Source organism: Krasilnikovia sp. MM14-A1004, from assembly GCF_047159485.1.
Taxonomy (GTDB): Bacteria; Actinomycetota; Actinomycetes; order Mycobacteriales; family Micromonosporaceae; genus Actinoplanes.
The window spans coordinates 386,698-404,222 of record NZ_AP038773.1; the positions used below are offsets into that span (position 1 = coordinate 386,698).

General features: G+C 72.1%; 16 protein-coding genes. 11 read left to right on the forward strand and 5 right to left on the reverse strand.

What is annotated here, in order from left to right; translation table 11 throughout:
• Position 1 precedes the first annotated feature (1 nt).
• The 6 genes from flgL to ACMCNN_RS01900 all read left to right on the forward strand — a co-directional run bounded on the left by flgL (position 2) and on the right by ACMCNN_RS01900 (position 5,267).
• Positions 2–895: a flagellar hook-associated protein FlgL gene (flgL, locus tag ACMCNN_RS01875; RefSeq protein WP_412744440.1), complete on the forward strand. Its 894-nt coding sequence runs from the start codon at positions 2–4 to the stop codon at positions 893–895.
• A 2-nt stretch (positions 896–897) separates the two neighbouring features.
• Positions 898–1,335: a flagellar assembly protein FliW gene (gene fliW, locus ACMCNN_RS01880; protein WP_412744441.1), complete on the forward strand. Its 438-nt coding sequence runs from the start codon at positions 898–900 to the stop codon at positions 1,333–1,335.
• Positions 1,336–1,420: 85 nt separating this feature from the next.
• Positions 1,421–1,660, forward strand: a complete 240-nt coding sequence (gene csrA, locus ACMCNN_RS01885) for a carbon storage regulator CsrA (RefSeq protein WP_412744442.1) — start codon at positions 1,421–1,423, stop codon at positions 1,658–1,660.
• Positions 1,661–1,738: 78 nt separating this feature from the next.
• A complete protein-coding gene (locus ACMCNN_RS01890) occupies positions 1,739–3,490 on the forward strand; it encodes a methyl-accepting chemotaxis protein (protein ID WP_412744443.1) in 1,752 nt (583 codons plus the stop codon).
• A gap of 110 nt (positions 3,491–3,600) precedes the next feature.
• Entirely contained in the window at positions 3,601–4,353 is a 753-nt protein-coding gene (locus ACMCNN_RS01895; protein WP_412744444.1) for a hydrolase, read from the forward strand.
• Between the two features lie 77 nt (positions 4,354–4,430).
• The gene (locus ACMCNN_RS01900; protein WP_412744445.1) at positions 4,431–5,267 is read left to right on the forward strand and encodes an SRPBCC family protein; all 837 of its coding nucleotides are present in this window, start codon (positions 4,431–4,433) and stop codon (positions 5,265–5,267) included.
• A 50-nt stretch (positions 5,268–5,317) separates the two neighbouring features.
• Here ACMCNN_RS01900 and ACMCNN_RS01905 read toward each other — a convergent pair whose 3' ends face one another.
• On the reverse strand, positions 5,318–7,156 hold the full coding sequence (locus ACMCNN_RS01905) for an ATP-binding protein (protein ID WP_412744446.1): 1,839 nt from the start codon (positions 7,154–7,156) through the stop codon (positions 5,318–5,320).
• A 78-nt stretch (positions 7,157–7,234) separates the two neighbouring features.
• On the reverse strand, positions 7,235–7,462 hold the full coding sequence (locus ACMCNN_RS01910; protein WP_412744447.1) for a hypothetical protein: 228 nt from the start codon (positions 7,460–7,462) through the stop codon (positions 7,235–7,237).
• 216 nt (positions 7,463–7,678) lie between these two features.
• Here ACMCNN_RS01910 and ACMCNN_RS01915 point away from each other — a divergent pair, with 216 nt between their 5' ends.
• The 3 genes from ACMCNN_RS01915 to ACMCNN_RS01925 all read left to right on the forward strand — a co-directional run bounded on the left by ACMCNN_RS01915 (position 7,679) and on the right by ACMCNN_RS01925 (position 11,806).
• Positions 7,679–9,274 carry a S8 family serine peptidase gene (locus ACMCNN_RS01915; protein WP_412747020.1) on the forward strand — a complete coding sequence of 532 codons (1,596 nt, stop codon included), beginning with the start codon at positions 7,679–7,681 and terminating at the stop codon, positions 9,272–9,274.
• A gap of 86 nt (positions 9,275–9,360) precedes the next feature.
• Positions 9,361–9,768, forward strand: a complete 408-nt coding sequence (locus ACMCNN_RS01920) for a response regulator (RefSeq protein WP_412744448.1) — start codon at positions 9,361–9,363, stop codon at positions 9,766–9,768.
• A 298-nt stretch (positions 9,769–10,066) separates the two neighbouring features.
• Entirely contained in the window at positions 10,067–11,806 is a 1,740-nt protein-coding gene (locus tag ACMCNN_RS01925; RefSeq protein ID WP_412744449.1) for a DNRLRE domain-containing protein, read from the forward strand.
• Positions 11,807–11,836: 30 nt separating this feature from the next.
• Here ACMCNN_RS01925 and ACMCNN_RS01930 read toward each other — a convergent pair whose 3' ends face one another.
• Entirely contained in the window at positions 11,837–12,616 is a 780-nt protein-coding gene (locus ACMCNN_RS01930) for a class I SAM-dependent methyltransferase (RefSeq protein WP_412744450.1), read from the reverse strand.
• Complete coding sequence (locus ACMCNN_RS01935) at positions 12,616–13,374, reverse strand: SDR family oxidoreductase (RefSeq protein ID WP_412744451.1); 759 nt, start codon at positions 13,372–13,374, stop codon at positions 12,616–12,618. Before ACMCNN_RS01935 ends, ACMCNN_RS01930 begins: the two co-directional genes overlap by 1 nt.
• Before the next feature lie 231 nt (positions 13,375–13,605).
• Here ACMCNN_RS01935 and mshA point away from each other — a divergent pair, with 231 nt between their 5' ends.
• Both mshA and ACMCNN_RS01945 read left to right on the forward strand, forming a co-directional pair.
• The gene (gene mshA, locus ACMCNN_RS01940) at positions 13,606–14,919 is read left to right on the forward strand and encodes a D-inositol-3-phosphate glycosyltransferase (RefSeq protein ID WP_412744452.1); all 1,314 of its coding nucleotides are present in this window, start codon (positions 13,606–13,608) and stop codon (positions 14,917–14,919) included.
• Between the two features lie 53 nt (positions 14,920–14,972).
• Complete coding sequence (locus ACMCNN_RS01945; protein WP_412747021.1) at positions 14,973–15,593, forward strand: YbjN domain-containing protein; 621 nt, start codon at positions 14,973–14,975, stop codon at positions 15,591–15,593.
• 599 nt (positions 15,594–16,192) lie between these two features.
• Here ACMCNN_RS01945 and ACMCNN_RS01950 read toward each other — a convergent pair.
• Positions 16,193–17,476 (reverse strand): MDR family MFS transporter, encoded by a 1,284-nt coding sequence (locus ACMCNN_RS01950; RefSeq protein ID WP_412744453.1) that lies wholly within the window; start codon positions 17,474–17,476, stop codon positions 16,193–16,195.
• Positions 17,477–17,525 lie beyond the last annotated feature (49 nt).

Consider the following 17,525-nt stretch of genomic DNA (forward strand, 5'->3'; position numbering starts at 1 on the left):
GATGGCCATCCAGACCAGGGTCACCGAGAGCAGCATCCACACGCGGGTGCTGGCGAACCTGCAGCGCAACATCTCCCGGGGTCAGCAGATCCAGGATCAGCTGTCCAGCGGCAAGCAGATCAACCGCCCGTCGGACTCGCCGACCGGCACAGTGTCGTCGCTCCAGCTGCGCGGCGAGACCCGCGCGCTGCAGCAGTACTCGCGCAACGCCGACGACGGCATCGGCTGGCTCAGCACGCTGGACAGCACGCTGTCCAGCAGCACCACGTTGATCAACCGGGCCCGGGACCTCACCGTGCAGGGGCTGAGTTCGGGTACGAACGACACGCAGTCGAACGAGGCGCTGGCGGTCGAGATCGACAACATCCGCCAGTCGCTGATCGGCTACTCCAACACGAAGTACCTGAACCGGCCGGTCTTCGGCGGCACCACGTCCGGAGCCGACGCGTTCGACGCGACCGGTGCCTACATCGGCGACACCGGCCAGGTCGCACGGACCGTCGGCAACGGCGTCAAGGTGCGGGTGGACGTGACCGGGCCGGAGGCGTTCGGTTCGGGCACCACGCAACTGTTCACCGTGCTGCAGGGCATCGCGGACAGTATTCGCTCGGGCGACTCGACTGCGCTGAGCGATGGGCTGAAAAATCTGGATTCCGCCGCAGATCTCGTAAAGAACACCCTTTCGGATGTTGGTGCTCGATACAATCGTGTCGCGCAGACGAAGCAGTCCGCCGAGGACCGGCTGCTCGCCGTCACGAGCCAGCTGTCCGACGTCGAGGACGTGGACCTGCCCAAAACGATCATGGAAATGCAGCTTCAGCAGACCTCGTACCAGGCCGCTTTGGCCGCCTCGGCCAAGGTGATCCAGCCCTCGCTCATCGACTTCCTGAGGTGACCATGAGTATTCGTACCGCGTCCCGATTGATGGGGGACACCATGCTCGATCCGACGCTGGACCTGCCGATCATCGACATGGCGGTGCCGATGCCGGGCTTCCCCGCACACCGGCAGTTCGTCCTGGTCCGGCTGAACGACGAGGGCCTGCTCTACGCGTTCACCTCCATCGAGGACCCCCAGCTGCGGTTCCTCGTCGCGCCGCCCGAGCCGTTCTTCCCGGACTACGCGCCGGAGATCGACGACGCCGTGTTCTCGGCCCTGAACACCACGGACCCGGACCGGTGCCTGCTCATGGTCGTGATCACGGCCGGCATCAACGAGACCACGGCGAACCTGCTGGCGCCGATCGTGGTCGACCGGGACACCAAGCGCGCCATGCAGACGATCCTCAACGGCAGTGGCATGCCCGTACGGGCGGTCATGAACCGCGCCTACTGACGGTGCTTGTCCAGGCGCGGTCGCGTTCCACGCGGCCGCGCCTTCGGTGTGTTGTCCTGTCCACGGAGGGAAAGGGGCACCCACGATGCTCGTGCTGACCAGGCGAGCCGGGGAGAGCGTCATGATCGGCGACGATGTTGTCATCACCGTGCTCGAGGCCCGCGGCGACGTCATCCGGCTCGGTATCAAGGCCCCCCGCGACGTGCAGGTGCACCGGGAAGAGGTCTACCGGGAACTGCAGGCCGCGAACCGCGAGGCGGCCTCCCCGACCGAGGCGGCCGTCCGCGCCGTGACCGAACTGCTGCGCCCGTCCGGCGAGGACTGACCGGCCCGTCACCCATGGGTGACGGGCCTCACAGTACGTCCTCGCACAGGCGTGCGAAGCGGCGGCCGAACTAAATGTGTGACCTTTCGACTCCTGCGCATCCTCCGGCCCGTGGTGGCGGGCGTACTCGTGCTGCTGGCCGTGTTCCTCGCCCTGCGCGCGATAGCCACCGGTCCGTTCGAGGAGCTGGAGGCCAACCAGCTGGCCCGCGACGCTCAGCGGTTGCGCATCGGCCTGGATGGTCAGGTTGCCCTGCTGAGCACGTTCGGCGCCACGAACTCGGAGTGGGACGACTCTGCCGATCAGGTTGCCTCCGGCGACCGCGAGGGTTTCTGGGACACCTTCGAACCCTCGTACCTGCGCGGGACCGGTGTGGTCGACGGGGTGCTGGGCGTCGGGCTCGACGGCAAGCCGCGGGTGGGCGTGCTGGTGAACGGCCCGGCCACCCTGCAGCTCGCCGCTGCCCCGGCCGAGCTGCGGAATCCGGCCCTGCTCCGGCGGCTGTTCGACCCCGCGGCGAAGGCCGGCGACGGCATCTGCGGCATGATCGTCGCCGCCGACCGCCCGTACCTGTACTGCGGCTTCGCCGCGTACCGCAGCAGCGGCGACCCGCCGGCCACCGGCGGCCTGATCTACCTCAAGTCCCTCGACCCGGCCGCATTGACGAAGCTGGGCGCCGAGATCGAGCTGCCGCTGACCCGGGTGGCACAGCGGCACACCGGCGCCGCCGAGCGCTCGGTGCTCCCCAGCAGGCTCGGGAAGATCGCCGTCAGCACCGCGAATCTGAACGACACGCAGGTCGCGGTCGACGCCGTGCTACCGACCGCCGACGGTGGTCAGATCGTCCTGCGCTCGGTCCGCGACCGGCAGCTGCACCGGATGGCGGGGCGGACGGCGAACCAGATCTTCCTGTTCACCGCGCTCGGCACCCTGCTGCTGCTCGGCGCCGTCCGCCTCCTGTCCCACCGCGCCGTACGCCAGCAGGTGCGGCCCTTGCGGCACACCACCGAGGCCGTGATCGCCTCCGGGGACCGCGGCCTGCGCATCGGGCACTCCGGCAAGGGGGACATCGGTGCCCTGGCCGCGACGATCGACACCATGCTGGAGACCCTGGCCGCGCAGGACGCCGCCCTGCACGCCGAACAGGCCCAGCGCGAGGAACAGCTCCGCGAGACGTACGCCCAGCAGGAGCGCCTCCAGGACGAGTCCCGTCGGCAGGCACGCGAGACCGTCGACCGGACCTCTGGCGCGGTCGTCGAGCGCCTCGCCGGGGTGGTCGACCACGTCGGCAACGTCCGCGCCGCCACCCGCGACATCGACGCGCGGATCGACGCCGCCCACGCGGCCAGCCGCGACCTGGTGGCACAGGCCGGCGACGCCGAGCAGGCGGTCGACGCCCTCGGGGACAGCCTGCGCCGGGTCGCCGGGATCGCCGAGATGATCACCGGGGTCGCGGCGCAGACCAACCTGCTGGCGCTCAACGCCACCATCGAGGCCGCCCGGGCCGGAGAGGCCGGGCGCGGGTTCGGCGTCGTCGCCGGGGAGGTCAAGAACCTGGCCACCTCGACCGCCCAGTCCACCGACGAGATCACCACCATCGTCGTGGAGCTGGAACGGGACATGCGCGCCATGTCGACGACGATCCGGACCATGGCCGGCTCGGTCACCGACATCACCGGAACCACCAGCCAGGTGCACGGCCTCGCCGAGCGCCAGCGTGAGCTCGTGGAGCAGCTCAGCCACGATGTCGACGACGCCATCCGCCGGATCGAGAGCCTCGCCGCGGACGAGAGTGTAGAAGCGTCGCCGCAGGGACCGGGCGCGCAGTGACCGGGCGCACCCGGACTGCACCTGCCGCGGACCCCGGCCCACAACACCTCCAGCCGACTCTCAACTGCGAGGCGGGGAGCACTCGTCGCAGAGAGGTCCGGGAGCACAAGGTGAGTGTGGAGCGGGAATCAGTCATCGTGGGTGGCGGTACCGTCGGGGCCGCACGCCCGGTCGACCTGCTCGTCGACGCGCACGTGCACACCGGCTTCTCGGCCGGTCGCGACGCCATCGGGGTGGTCGTGTCGGCGGCCGACCGTGCCGGTCTGACCGCGCTCACGTTCGCCGACCAGGCCGGGCCGGAGACGACCTGGCTGCAGGCGTACGCGGACGCGGTGCGCCGGGCCAGCCGCCGTACGGAGCTGACCCTGCGGGTCGCCGCCGAGATCGAGATCGTGCAGCCGGACGGCTGGCTGGCGTTCCCGACCGACCTCGGCCAGCTGGAGGCGGTCTCGGTCGCCATGTCCCGGCTGCCGCTGCCGGACGGCCCGGTCGGCCCGCGCGACATCCGCGCCATGCTCGGCACCGGTGACCTCACGCCGGAGCAGGTAGCCGAGCTGGCCGTCACCGCCATGATCCACGCGGTCGAGCGGGCCTCCCGGTACGCGCCCACCCAGCTCGCCCGCCCGCTCAGCCTGCTGACCCAGGTGGGTCTCGACGACTGCGTGGTCACCGCGGAGCTGGTGGACGCCCTGGCCACCGCGTGCCGCTCGACCGGCACCTCGGTGGAGATCAGCGAGGCGTGGCGCAGCCCGTCGCCGCGCATCGTGGCGCTGCTGCGCGACGCGGGCGTCCCCCTGCTGGCCGCCAGCGACGCCCGGTACGCAGTCGAGGTGGGCCGCTGGCAGTACCTGCGCCGGATCTGACGAGAAACCAGACGCGAACAGTTCACTTCTACGTACTCTCTGTCATGCCAGCACTTCAGCATGGGGGAGATGACGCGATGAGCATGGTTCAGCAGGCCATCGAGATCGGCGCGCCGCTGCACATGGTGTACGAGCAGCTCGCCACGTTCGAGAACTACCCGCGCTTCATGGCCGGCGTGCATCGGGTCACCACGACCGGCGACGACCAGACTCACTGGGTGATGGACGTCGACGGCCACCGTCGCGAGTTCGACGCTCAGATCACCGAATGCTCGCTCGACGAGCGGGTCTCCTGGTCGACGATGGAAGGCCCGTTGCTGGCGGAGACCATCACCGTCCGGCCGCTGGGTGAGATGCGTACCCAGGTGGTCGCGCAGATGGAGGCCGACATCGCGTACCTCATGCCGAGCGACAGGCACGGGCAGGAGACGCTCAACCGCCGGCTGAAGATGGATCTCGAGGAGTTCAAGTACCTCATCGAGTCCGGCGAGCTGGCCGGCACGGCCGCGTTCGGGGGAGCGAGCACCAAGCGGCTCTCCGGCGACCGGTCCGATCTCGCATCGCCCGCCTCGGTCGCGGCGCGGATCAAGGCGAACCGCGCGGCCACGGGCCGTGCCGACATGTCCGCCCGGCGGCCGGACACCCCGGACGAGATCGTCGACATCACCTCGGCGCCCGGTATCCACAGCACCACCGACCTCGACGACGTGCTGGCACCGGGCCGCCGCATCGCCGGCAACCGCCCGGTACGCGGCGGGGCGGCGGGCACCTGGCCGGCCACGGGTGGCGCCGGGAACGTCCCGGCAGGGGGGCACGGCAGCGCCCCGATGGGCGGCCAGCGGATGTCCGCCCAGGACGTCTGGGGCGACGGAATGATCAACGAAGCGGACCGGGGCGGGGCCCTGGACTACTGAGGCGCCCGGTGCGGGCGGTGAAGCGCTGACCGCGCCCGGTTCGGGCGCGGTCAGCCACGTACCGCCGCCTCCTCCAGGGCGACCACCATCCGGGCGCCGCGGGGCTCGGCCCGCTCGTAGCGGACCGAGCCGCCGTTCGCCTCGACCAGGTGGCGCACGATGAACAGGCCGAGCCCGGCCCCCCGCGCGAACCGGTCGAACAGCCGGGGCACCAACTCCTCGGGGATGCCGGGGCCGCGGTCCTGCACCATCAGCTCGACCCGTTCGCCCAGCTGCCAGGCCCGCACCTGCACGGGCGCGTCACCGTACGCGACGGCATTGGTCAGCAGGTGCTGCACCACCGCCCCCAGGTGGCCGCGGTCCGCGAGCGCCGCCAGCTCGTCGTCCATGTCGATCTCCGCCTCCGGGGCGCAGTCGGCCGCGACGGTCTCCACCAGCTCGCGCAGCGGGACCGGGGTCCGGCGGGCGGTCACCGTGCCGGTGTCCAGCCGGAACAGCAACTGCAGGTCGTTCATCATCTTGATGAGGCGCCGCGTGTTCTTGTCGATCTTGGTGGCCAGTTCGAGCCGGATGTCGTCCGGCAGTTCGGCCCAGTCCGCCGCCAGCAGCTCGGCCAGGCTGGCGATCGAGCTGATCGGCTGCGCCACGTCGTGGGTCAGCATCGAGGTCAGGTCGTTCTTGAAGGCCAGGGCCTCCTCCAGCCGGGTGTTCGTCTCGCGCAGCCCGAGGTTGCTGCGCTCCAGTTCGCCGGCGCGCTCGGAGAGGGCCTGCTCGACCCGCTTGCGCTCGCCGATGTCGACGTACGTGGCCACGTAGCCGCGCGGCTGGCCCGCGGCGTCCGGGATCGGCGCCATCGTGGCCAGCACCGGCACGTCCGCGCCGTCCGGGCGGCGGACCCGCATCTCGCCGATCCACTCGCCGGTCCGGACCGGGGGCAGGCCGTCCGGGCGCCGGCCCAGCTCGTCCTCGGGGGGCCGGCCGGACAGCTCGTGCCAGCGCCGGTTGACGTCGAGCACCCGGTAGTTGGCGTCGAGCACCATCACGGCCTCGTTGATCGATTGCAGCAGGGTGTCGGCGTACTCGCCGCGGTCGCGCAGCTGTGCCACCAGGTCACGCTGGCGCCGGTCCGCGGCGTCCAGCGAACGCACCAGGCGGCCGGCCAACGCCAGCAGGACCAGCGCGGTCAGGACGGCCCCGGTGCTGATCGCGGCGACCGGGCGGCTGACGCCCGCACGGCCCGCCAGGGCGCTGACCACGGCCGCGACGACCGGAACGGCGACCAGCAGGGGCATCGCATGCCGCACGGTGGTGCCCGGACCGGCCGCGGCGGCGGTGCGCAGGGGGCCCGCTTCGGGGCGGGCGAGGATCGTACCGATGGCGAGGACCAGCAGGGCGCTGGCGACGTACGTGGACATGACGCCGGCCGGCGCGCGGCCCGGCGGGAAGGCCGGCGCGAACATCCGGGGCACCAGGGCGACCAGCGCGACGATCATCGCGGCGCCGAGCAGCGGATCGGCGAGCCGGAACCGGGCCGCCGTGCCGGGCCGCAGCCGGACCCGGAGGTCGATGCCGACCAGGGCGAGCCCGATGAGGAACGCGGCGATCCCGGCCGCCGGGTACCGGGCGAGGCTGGCCACGCCGATGACGGCGGTGACGGCGCCGAGGGCGCGGGCCGTCCCGCGGGCGACGGGACCGGTGCCGGGCAGCACGTGCAGCACCAGCGCCAGCCCCCCGGTGACCAGCGCGGCGGCCGGTACGGCGACGAGCTCCCGGGCCGGTGTCCGCTCCGTGCTGAGCAGCACGATCAGAGCGGACGCGGCGACCGTGGCTCCGGCACACCCGGACAGCACCCGGGACAGCCGACCCACGTCCTGCGCCGCGATCCGCACCGACAAAACCCCTCTATTACGGGCCTATCCGCCCGGAAGTGAGGGATCGATCATAACGCCACGGATGTGGTCAAGCGCTCACGCTGTGGGAACCTCGCCCGCCCACGCGAATCCCTGCTCAACCGCCACACGGGAAGCCACCCGCACGAGGTCGGCAGCGTGCTTGTTGCCGTGGTGCCCGCAGAACGCCAGCGTGCCGCCGCCCGCCACGGTGACCTCAAGCTTCGCCGCGGCGCTGCAGCGGTCGCAGCGCTCGGACAGCGACTCGACGGTGACGACCTTGGGCGACAGGGTGGTGGCGCTCATCCTGGGGCTCCTTCGATAGCGGTGCGGCGGTCCTGACACCTCACCTTCGGCCCCCCACCGAGCCGGCTTAGCGATCCGGCGGACCGGGCGTCGGCCGGATCGCTACCCGGACGCACCCGTGTGGGTACTGGCGCCTTCCCCCGGCTCGGCACGCTGATCCGCGACTTGCCCTCGACAAGCCACCCGCACGGGTGCGGAGACGGAGCAGCTCGGATGATCAGCATCACCCGATTCGCGATGGCCGCAGGCCTGGCGACCGCGGCCGTGGTGGCCGCCACCGCCGGCCCCGCACTCGCCGGGGCGCCCACCGCGCCGACCGGCACGGTGCTGGCCGCCGAGGCGGGCGAGGCGATCAGCAACAGCTACATCGTCGTGCTCAAGCCGGACTCGGCCGCCGCCGACCAGGTCACCTCCGCCTCCCAGCAGCTCGGCCGCCGGTACGGCGGCGAGGTCCAGGACAACTACCTCACGGCCGTACGCGGCTTCCACATCCGGATGACCGCCGCGCAGGCCGCACGGCTGGCCGCCGACCCGTCCGTCCAGTACATCGAGCAGGACGCCAAGATCTCACTGGCCGACACCCAGACCGATCCCGCGTGGGGGCTGGACCGCATCGACCAGCGGGCGCTGCCGCTGTCGCAGTCCTACACCTTCCAGTCCGCGTCCAACGTCACCGCATACGTGCTGGACACCGGGATCCGGCTGAGCCACGCCGAACTCGGCGGCCGGGCCCGCAACGGCTGGGACTTCATCGACGGCGACCCGGTCGCCCAGGACTGCAACGGCCACGGCACCCACGTCGCGGGCACGATCGGCGGAGCCACCGCCGGCGTGGCCAAGGACGTTCAGCTCGTCGGCGTACGGGTGCTCGACTGCAACGGCTCCGGGTCCTACTCGGCGATCATCGCGGGCGTCGACTGGGTCACCGCCCACGCGGTCAAGCCCGCGGTCGCCAACATGAGCATCGGCGGTTCGGGCAGCACCGCGTTGAACAACGCGGTGGCCAACTCGATCGCGGCCGGAATCACGTACGCCGTCGCCGCGGGCAACAACAATGCCGACGCCTGCCAGTACTCGCCCGCCTCCGCGCCGGCCGCGATCACGGTCGGCGCCACCGGTTCCGACGACGCCCGCGCCTGGTTCTCCAACTACGGCACCTGCGTCGACCTGTTCGCCCCCGGGGTGGGCATCACCTCCGCCTGGTACACCTCCGACACCGCCATGGCCGACCTGAGCGGCACCTCGATGGCCTCGCCGCACGTCGCGGGCGCCGCCGCGCTCACCCTCGCGGCCCACCCCACCTGGACCCCCGCCCGGGTCCGCGACGCCCTGGTCGGCACGGCCACCACGAACGCCGTGACCGGTGCGGGGACGGGCTCACCGAACCGGCTGCTCTACACCGGGCCCGACACCCCCGTGGTCGCGAAGACGCCCACCCCGACGGCCTCCACGCCGAAGGCGCCGCTGTGCGGGCCGTTCACCAACGCCAGCCGGGTGGCCGTCAAGGGCGGGCAGACCGTCCGGCGGGTCCGGGTGATCTCCACCTGTGCCGGTCTCGCGTCCCGGACCTCGTCGGTCACCGTACGGATGCGCGGCGGGTACCGCGGGCGGCCGGTGGCGGTACTGGTCACGCCGGTTGGCCGGACCCGGGTCCTCACCGCTGCCACCAGCACCGTCCGGGGCGGCGAGGTGGTCACCACGTACCGGCTCAACCTGAGCTCGTACCGGCGAAACGGCACCTGGACGCTGCGGATCACGAACCCGCGCGGCGCCCGTACGGGGTACGTTGACTCCTGGACCCTGGCGCTCTGACCTGGCGCCGAGAACGCGGCAGGCGGACGTCCGGGCGGTACGCCGGATCCGGGTCCGCCCTTCGCGGCGACCCTGGGGGAGGCCCCATGACGGCGGCTCCGGCACCGGCGCAACCCACCGTTCTCGTCGTGGACGACGAGGAGGACCTGCGCGACATCATGCGCCGCATGCTGGAGCGCAAGGGCTTCCGCGCACTGGTCGCCGGGAACTCCGAGCAGGCCCTGGAGATCTGCCGGGGCCAGGAGGGCGACATCGACATCCTGGTCACCGACCTCGGCCTGCCCGGTGTGTCGGGCGGAGAGCTGGCCCACGCGGCCGCCGAGATGCGCCCGACCATGGCCGTCGTGTACGTGTCGGGCCTGCTCAAGGAGATCGCGGTCGACCAGGGTCTGATTCCCGACGACGCGGTGCTGATCAAGAAGCCGTTCACCTCGGATGTGCTGATCGAAACCCTGCACATGGTGATCTCCGGCGAGGCACCGCCCACCGCCTGACGCCCGCGCGTCCCGCCGCCTGTCTGTAGGTATCGGCAGGGTGGGGTGCGCCGCACCTTGATCCGCTCATGAACGACCCTCCGGTGCCGATCAAGGCCACCGGAGGATCACCACGGTGATCGGCGCGCCCGTCAGGGGCCCGCCGGACCGTCCCGACCGTACGGGGAAAGCCCCGTCAGCGGCCGCATTCCACCCTGCCGTTCGGTGCACCTTGCCTGCACCTGTTCAGAGCCCGGACACGCACCCACCGCTCCCGACCGTGGATGGCACAAGCGATCCAGCGAGTCAGGGGGAACTGATGGACGCCAGGCGGGTAATCATCTCCACCGCCGTTGCCGGTGCCATGGTGGGCGGGGGGCTCGCCGTGGCGGGAACCGCCGAAGCCGCGGCCACGACGACCACGGGAACCGTGTCGAAGTGGGCCACCGACGACGCATACACCTCCAGCACGCGGCGCAGCGCCAACTTCGGTGCCGCCGACAAGCTCGTGGTGGGCAAGGCGGACGGGGAGACGCGTCTGTCCTATGTGAAGTTCACGACCGGTGCGCTGCCGAGCGGCGCGGTCGTCAAGAACGCGACGCTGCGGCTGCCCCTGAACGGGCATCCGGTGGCGGCGACCTTCAGCGCGCAGCCGGTCGGGACCGGGTGGACCGAGTCGAAGCTCACCGCCGCGAACGCGCCCGCGGTGACGTCGTCGACCACCGTTTCGGTCAAGCCGGCGACCACGGACACCATCCTGAAGCTCGACGTCTCCAAGTGGGTCACGAAGGCCGGCACGTACGCGTTCGTGCTCAAGTCCGCGTCGACCACGGACGTCACCCGCCTGTACGCCACCGAGTACGGCGACGACACCACGGGCGGCCCGCAGCTGGAGGTCAACTGGAGCCGTACGGAGGCCACCAAGCCCCCGACGACGCCGCCGACCACCCCGCCGACGACGCCTCCCACGACGCCGCCGACGACGCCTCCCACGACGCCGCCGACGACGCCACCCACCACCCCGCCGACGACGCCGCCCACGACGCCGCCGACCACGCCGCCCACCACCACTCCGCCGACGACCCCGCCGCCGACGACGCCGCCCACCGAGGACCCTGAGTGCGTGACCGACGCGCTGCTGGTGCCCACCTGTGGCGTTCTCTGGGGTGCCGCCGCGGGTGGCTTCACCGACGCGCCGCGGGACCAGGCGCTCAAGGACTGGGAAGCGAAGACCGGCCGGACCGCGGCGATCTTCCACACCTACCACAAGGGGGACGAGCAGTTCCCCACCAAGGCCGAGATCGCGATGACCCGGGACCCGGCACACCCCCGCGTGCTGCTGCTCAACTGGAAGGTCGCCTACGGCACCACCTGGGCCAAGGTCGCCGCCGGGCAGCAGGACGCCCGCATCGACAACTGGTCGAACTACGTCAAGGCCAACTACCAGCAGAAGTTCTACCTGGCCCTGCACCACGAGCCGGAGAACGACGTCAACCCCACCGCCGGGTCCGGGATGACCGCCAAGGACTACGCCAACATGTACCGCCACGTCATCGAGCGGCTGCGCGCCAACGGCGTCACCAACGCGATCAACGTGCTGGCCTACATGGGCAACGAGAAGTGGATGGCCCAGTCCTGGTGGAAGGACCTGTACCCCGGCGACGACGTCGTCGACTGGATCGGCCTGGACTCCTACGTCAGCGTCGAGAAGGGCTACTACCACTACGGCGACTTCGGTGACATCCTCGACCGCCAGCCCACCGGCGGCGGCCAGGGCTTCTACGACTGGTCGGTGACCAACCACCCGAGCAAGCCCGTCATGCTCGCCGAGTGGGGCATGTACCACCGCGTCAAGTACCCCACCGACAAGTCCGCCGCCTTCAACACCGTGCTGCCGGAACTCGACCAGCACCCGCAGGTCAAGGCGATCGTCTACTTCGACACCGCCAGCGACAACGAGGGCGACCGCAACATCGCAGTGGACTCGACCGCCAGCAGCCTGAGCGCGTTCCGCAAGGTCGCTGCCGACCCGCGGTTCGACGTGACGATCAGCGAGTAACGTCCAGCACGACCAAGACCGGGCCGGTCCTCAGTGGAGGACCGGCCCGGTCGCCGTTTCCGGCCAGGGCACGCTCAGCTCGCCGAGCCGCCACCGGGACGGGCCGTCCAGCACGGGCAGACCCTCGTCGCGGAGCCGGGCCACGGTCGCCAGCCAGCGTTGCCGCGCCCCGAACGGGGTCGCCGACGCGTCCCACGCCCGCCCCAGCGTCCGCAGGAGCTCGTACACCGGCTCTCCGGGCACGTTGCGGTGGATCAGCGCCTTGGGCAGCCGCTCCGCGAACGTCGCCGGGTGATCCAGGGCGGCCAGCCGGGCCGAGAACGTCAACGACTGTGGCCCGGTGGCGTCCACACACGTCCACGTGGCGATCCGGCCGAGTTCGTCGCACGTCCCCTCGATCAGGAACGCGCCCGTGGCGGTCATCGTCCGCCAGGCGGCGGCCACCTCGTCCTCGGCGTACTGGCGCAGCACGTTGAACGCCCGCACCACCACCGGGCGCAGCCCGGCCAGCTCGAACCCGCCGCGCCGGAACTCCAGCCCCGGCGGGTCCGCGGCCGGAGCCGCGGCGGCCACCCGTTCCGGATCGATCTCCAGACCCACGACCCGTACGTCCGGGCGGACCGTGGCCGCGAGCCGGGCCCGCAGCTCGACCGCCGTGACCGGCGTCGCGCCGTACCCCAGATCCACCACCAGCGGATCGGCGGCGTCGCGCAGCAACGGCCCGCACCGGTACGCCAGGAACGCGTCGATGCGGCGCAGCCGGTTGGGATTCGTCGTCCCCCGGGTGACCGCACCGACCGGCTTGACCATCAGAGGTCCCGGACCACCTTGTGCTGCGCGGCCTGCGCGATCGGGCGGATCACGAGCCGGTCGACGTTCACGTGGTGCGGGCGGGTCGCGACCCAGGCCACGCAGTCCGCAATGTCGTCCGCGACCAGCGGCTCCCTGACGCCCGCGTACACCGCGTCGGCCTTGGCCCGGTCGCCGAGCCGGTTCAGGGCGAACTCGTCGGTGCGCACCATGCCCGGGTCGATCTCGATGACCCGGACGGGCCGTCCGGCCAGCTCCAGGCGCAGCGTGCCGACCAGCGCGGTCTCCGCGTGCTTGGCGGCGGTGTACCCGGCCCCGCCCTCGTACACCGTGAAGGCGGCCGTCGAGCCGACCGTGACGACCGTGCCGGCGCCGCTGGCCTCCAGGTCGGGCAGGAGCGCCTGGGTGACGCGGAGCGTGCCGAGCACGTTCACGTCGTACATCCACTGCCAGTCCGCGACCGTGCCCGTCTCGACCGGGTCCGCGCCGCGCGCCCCGCCGGCGTTGTTGACCAGCAGGGTGACCGGCGCGCCCAGCGCGCGCACCGCGGCGGCCAGCGCGGCCACGCTGTCGTCGGCCGTGACGTCACAGGCGACCGCGGTGGCGGAAGCGCCGATCTCGGCGACCAGGGCGTCGAGCCGGTCGGCGCGCCGGGCCGCGGCCACCACGTGGAAGCCCTCGGCGGCCAGCCGGCGGGCGGTCGCGGCCCCGATGCCGCTGGAGGCGCCGGTCACCACGGCGATGTTCTTCTGCACCATGGGTCGATCCTGCCGCACGGCTCCGTGCCGGGCGGGCCGCCCCAGTGGGAGAGCTGGATCACCCGCGCGGCGCCGGGCGTTTGTACCTCCGGGGCGGCGGGGCAGGTTCGGTCCGGTAAGAGAGCTGGGTCACCCCGCGCGCCCTGGGCATAGGAGGAGTGGGGGTCGATGGGGAAGATGAACGACGGCGTAACACTTGCGCGTCACTTTTCCGCTCTGAAGGGATTCGACGTGGCTGAGCTGCCGGCCGCTGGCCGTTGGCCGACCCCCCGACGCATCGCCACCCTCTCGGTGCACACGTCGCCCCTCGAACAACCCGGCACGGGCGACGCGGGTGGCATGAACGTGTACATCGTCGAGGTCTCGAAGCGGCTGGCCGCGCGGGGCGTCGAGGTCGAGATCTTCACCCGCGCCACCTCCAGCGAGCTGCCGCCGGTGGTCGAGATGACGCCCGGCGTGACCGTACGGCACGTGACCGCCGGCCCGTTCCAGGGGCTGTCGAAGGAGGAGCTGCCCTCGCAGCTGTGCGCGTTCACGCACGGTGTGCTGCGCGCCGAGGCCGCCCGCCCGCCGGGCCACTACGCCCTCATCCACTCGCACTACTGGATGTCCGGGCAGGTGGGCTGGCTGGCGGGGGAGCGCTGGGGTGTGCCGCACGTGCACACCGCGCACACCCTGGCCAAGGTGAAGAACAGGTTCATCGCCGAGGGCGACCGCCCCGAGCCGAAGGCCCGGGTGATCGGTGAGGAGCAGGTCATCAGCGAGGCGCAACGCCTGGTGGCCAACACCCGGTTCGAGGCGCAGGACCTGGTCGGCCACTACGCCGCCGAGCCCACCCGGGTCACCGTCGTGCAGCCGGGGGTCGACCTCGACCGGTTCCGGCCGCGTTCCACCCGCGCCGCCGACCGGCGACGGCTGGGTCTGCCCGAGCGCGGGCTCGTCGTTGCGTTCGTCGGGCGCATCCAGCCGCTCAAGGGTCCCGACGTACTCGTCGCGGCGCTGGCCGAACTGCGTCGCCGCGACCCCGACCTGGCCCGCGACGTGACCGTCGTGATCTGCGGCGGACCCAGCGGCAGCGGCCTGGACCGGCCGACGTCCCTGATGGACCAGGCCGCCTCGCTCGGTGTGGCCGATGCGGTGCGGTTCCTGCCGCCGCAGACCGGCGACGCGCTGGCCGCGCTGTACCGGGCCGCCGACCTCGTGGCGGTGCCCTCGCACAGCGAGTCGTTCGGGCTGGTGGCGCTGGAGGCGCAGGCCTGCGGCACACCCGTGGTCGCGGCGGCCGTCGGCGGGCTGGTCACGGCCGTCCGCGACGGGACCAGCGGCATGCTGGTCGACGGGCACGACCCGCGCGACTGGGCCAGGGTGCTGGCCGGGCTGCTGCGCGCCCCGGCCCACCGCGCGAAGCTGTCCGCCGGGGCGGTGCGGCACGCGGCGGACTTCTCCTGGGACCGTACGGCCGACGGGCTGCTGCGGGTCTACCGTGAGGCCGTGACCGAGCACCGTGACCTCATCGCGGCCCGCCTCACCGGTTGCCTGGCATGACCGACCGCACCGAGCGCAGCGAGGGCCGGGAGGGCATGCCCAGCCAGCACGGCATGACGGGGGAGTACGGGGTGCTCATCGAGCGGGTCTGCGCCGAACGGGAGCTGCCGTGCGAGCCGACCGGCGACCGGGGGTACGCGGTCACCCTGCCCGGCACCCACAAGCTCAAGACCGTGTGCAACCTGATCGTCGGCGAGCACGCGCTGCGCGTCGAGGCGTTCGTCATGCGCCGCCCGGACGAGAACCACGAGCAGTTGTGGGCCTGGCTGCTGCGCCGCAACGCCCGCATGTACGGCGTCGCGTTCTCCATCGACGGGGTGGGCGACGTGTACCTCACCGGCCGGGTTCGCCTGACGGGCCTGGACGAGGAGGAGCTGGACCGGCTGCTCGGCGCGGTCGTCACGTACGCGGACGAGTCGTTCGACACGATGCTGGAGATCGGCTTCGGCACGGCCATCCGGCGCGAATGGCAGTGGCGGGTCAAGCGCGGCGAGTCCCTGGCGAACCTGCAGGCGTTCGCCCACTTCGCCGCCCCGTCCGACGGCCCGGCCGCGTCAGTCAGCCCGGCCGCGTCAGTCAGCGCGGCCGAGTCAGACAGCGCGGCCGCGTCAGACAGCCCGGGCTCGTCGGGGGCGGGCCCTGCCTCGTCGGACGGCCCCGCGACGGCCGGCTGACCGGGGTCGTCCGTTCCGGCGACGTTCGACGACTGTTCGCGTGTCGGGTCCGCCCCCGGACGGACACCGGGCCGTACGATTGCCCAGTGCCCGCTGGCTCGGAAGGATCACTGTCCAGCACCCGGCGGACCGCAAAATCGGCGGTTCTTCCGTGATGTTTGATGCATCTGTCGCCTGCTGTGACGGTTCAGACAGATGGCAGACAGCCAACTGGCTTGTGACAGTTGACCGGCCGAACTAGCGTGGTCACTGGACGTCGAGCCGTCAGTTCGGGGAACGGGTCCACCGGCAACGGTGGCCGCGGTTCGATGTCGGGGACGGGTGGCATGAGCCGTTGGGGGACGGCGCGACCCGAGACCGGCGGCATGTGCGGGCGACGCCTATGGGGATGGGGGTCGTCCGCCGCCGCCGGCGCCAACCTTCGGCGCCGCCCGGCACTGGGCGGCGCCGTTTCCTGTCCACGACCCGGCCGCCCATCCCGAACGCCGCCCATCGCGAATGCCCTGACCTCCGGGGCGACCCTGACCTCCGGGCGACGGGCCTCCGGCGCGAAGCCGGGCCTCGGGGGCGACGCCGGTCCTCGGGGGCGACGCCGGGCCTCAGGCGACCTCTCTGACCTTCTCCCGTGCCACGACTGGCCGCGTTCGCGGAACGACCGCCGCGCTCGCGGCAACGGCCCGCAGCGCGGCCGCGCGCCGTTCCCGGGCCGGGCCTGACGCGAGCTGCCCCGCGGCGGCGACGACCCCGAGGCCGGCGCAGGCCAGCCACAGGGCGGCGTCCCCGAGGTGCTCCTGCACGAAGCCACCCACGATCGGCGCCAGGGCGGTCGCCACCGACCAGGACAGCGAACTCATCCCCTGGTAGCGGCCGCGCAGCTCGGCCGGGGACAGCTCCGCGACCAGCGCCGAGTTGGACGGCGACTGGATCATCTCGCCCAGCGTCCAGATCACCACGGTGCCCGCGAACATCCACGCCGTCCCGGCGAACGCGCAGAGCCCGAAGCCGGCGCCGATGAGCAGCGCGGCCACGGCCAGGACCCGGGACCGTTGGCGTCCGGCCAGCAGCCGGGGGACGAACAGCTGCCCCGCGACGATCATGATGCCGTTGACCGCGACGACCCAGCCGTACGTGGCCGGGCTCAGCCCGTCGGCCGTCATGGTGATCGGCAGGGTGGACATGTGCTGCATGAGCACCAGCACGACCAGCAGGTTGAGGCCGACGAAGCCGAGGAAGACGCGGTCGCGGAAGACCGCGCCCAGACCTGCCGGGCGGCCCGGCGCGAGCCCGGCCGGGGGCGCGAGTACGGGCCGGCTCTCCCGCAGGAACACCAGCGTGGTGACGGCGGTGACCGCCGTGGTGCCCGCGTCGATGGCGAACAGCAGCAGGTAGTCGGCCTGCGCGGCGAACCCGGCGAGAATCGCGGCAAACGCGTAGCCGAGGTTGACGGCCCAGTAGTTCAGCGCGAAGGCCCGCAAGCGGTCCTTCGCGGGCACCACGTCGATCATCATGGCCTGGAACGCCGGGCGGGCCGCCTCGGCGAACACCCCGAGGAGGAACGCGCCGAGCGCGAGCTGCCAGAAGCCCCGTCCGAAGCCGAGCGCCAGCATCAGCGCCGCCGCGCCGAACTGGGCGGTGAGCAGCGTGGGCCGGCGGCCCCACCGGTCGGCGAGGACGCCACCGGTGAGGGTGCCGAGCGCACCGCCCGCGCCGTACGCGCCGAGGACCAGGCCGGCCCGGGTCTGGCTGAAGTGCAGCTCACTGGTCAGGTAGATGGCGAGGTAGACGACGGCGAAGGCGCCCAGTTTGTTGATCAGCGTCCCGGTCCAGAGGAACCAGAACGGCCGCGGCAAACCACCCGCGGCCTGCCGCAGCCAGCCCGGCACGCCCCACCCCCGTACACCCGTAAGCACCGATACGCCATCGCTGCCTTAC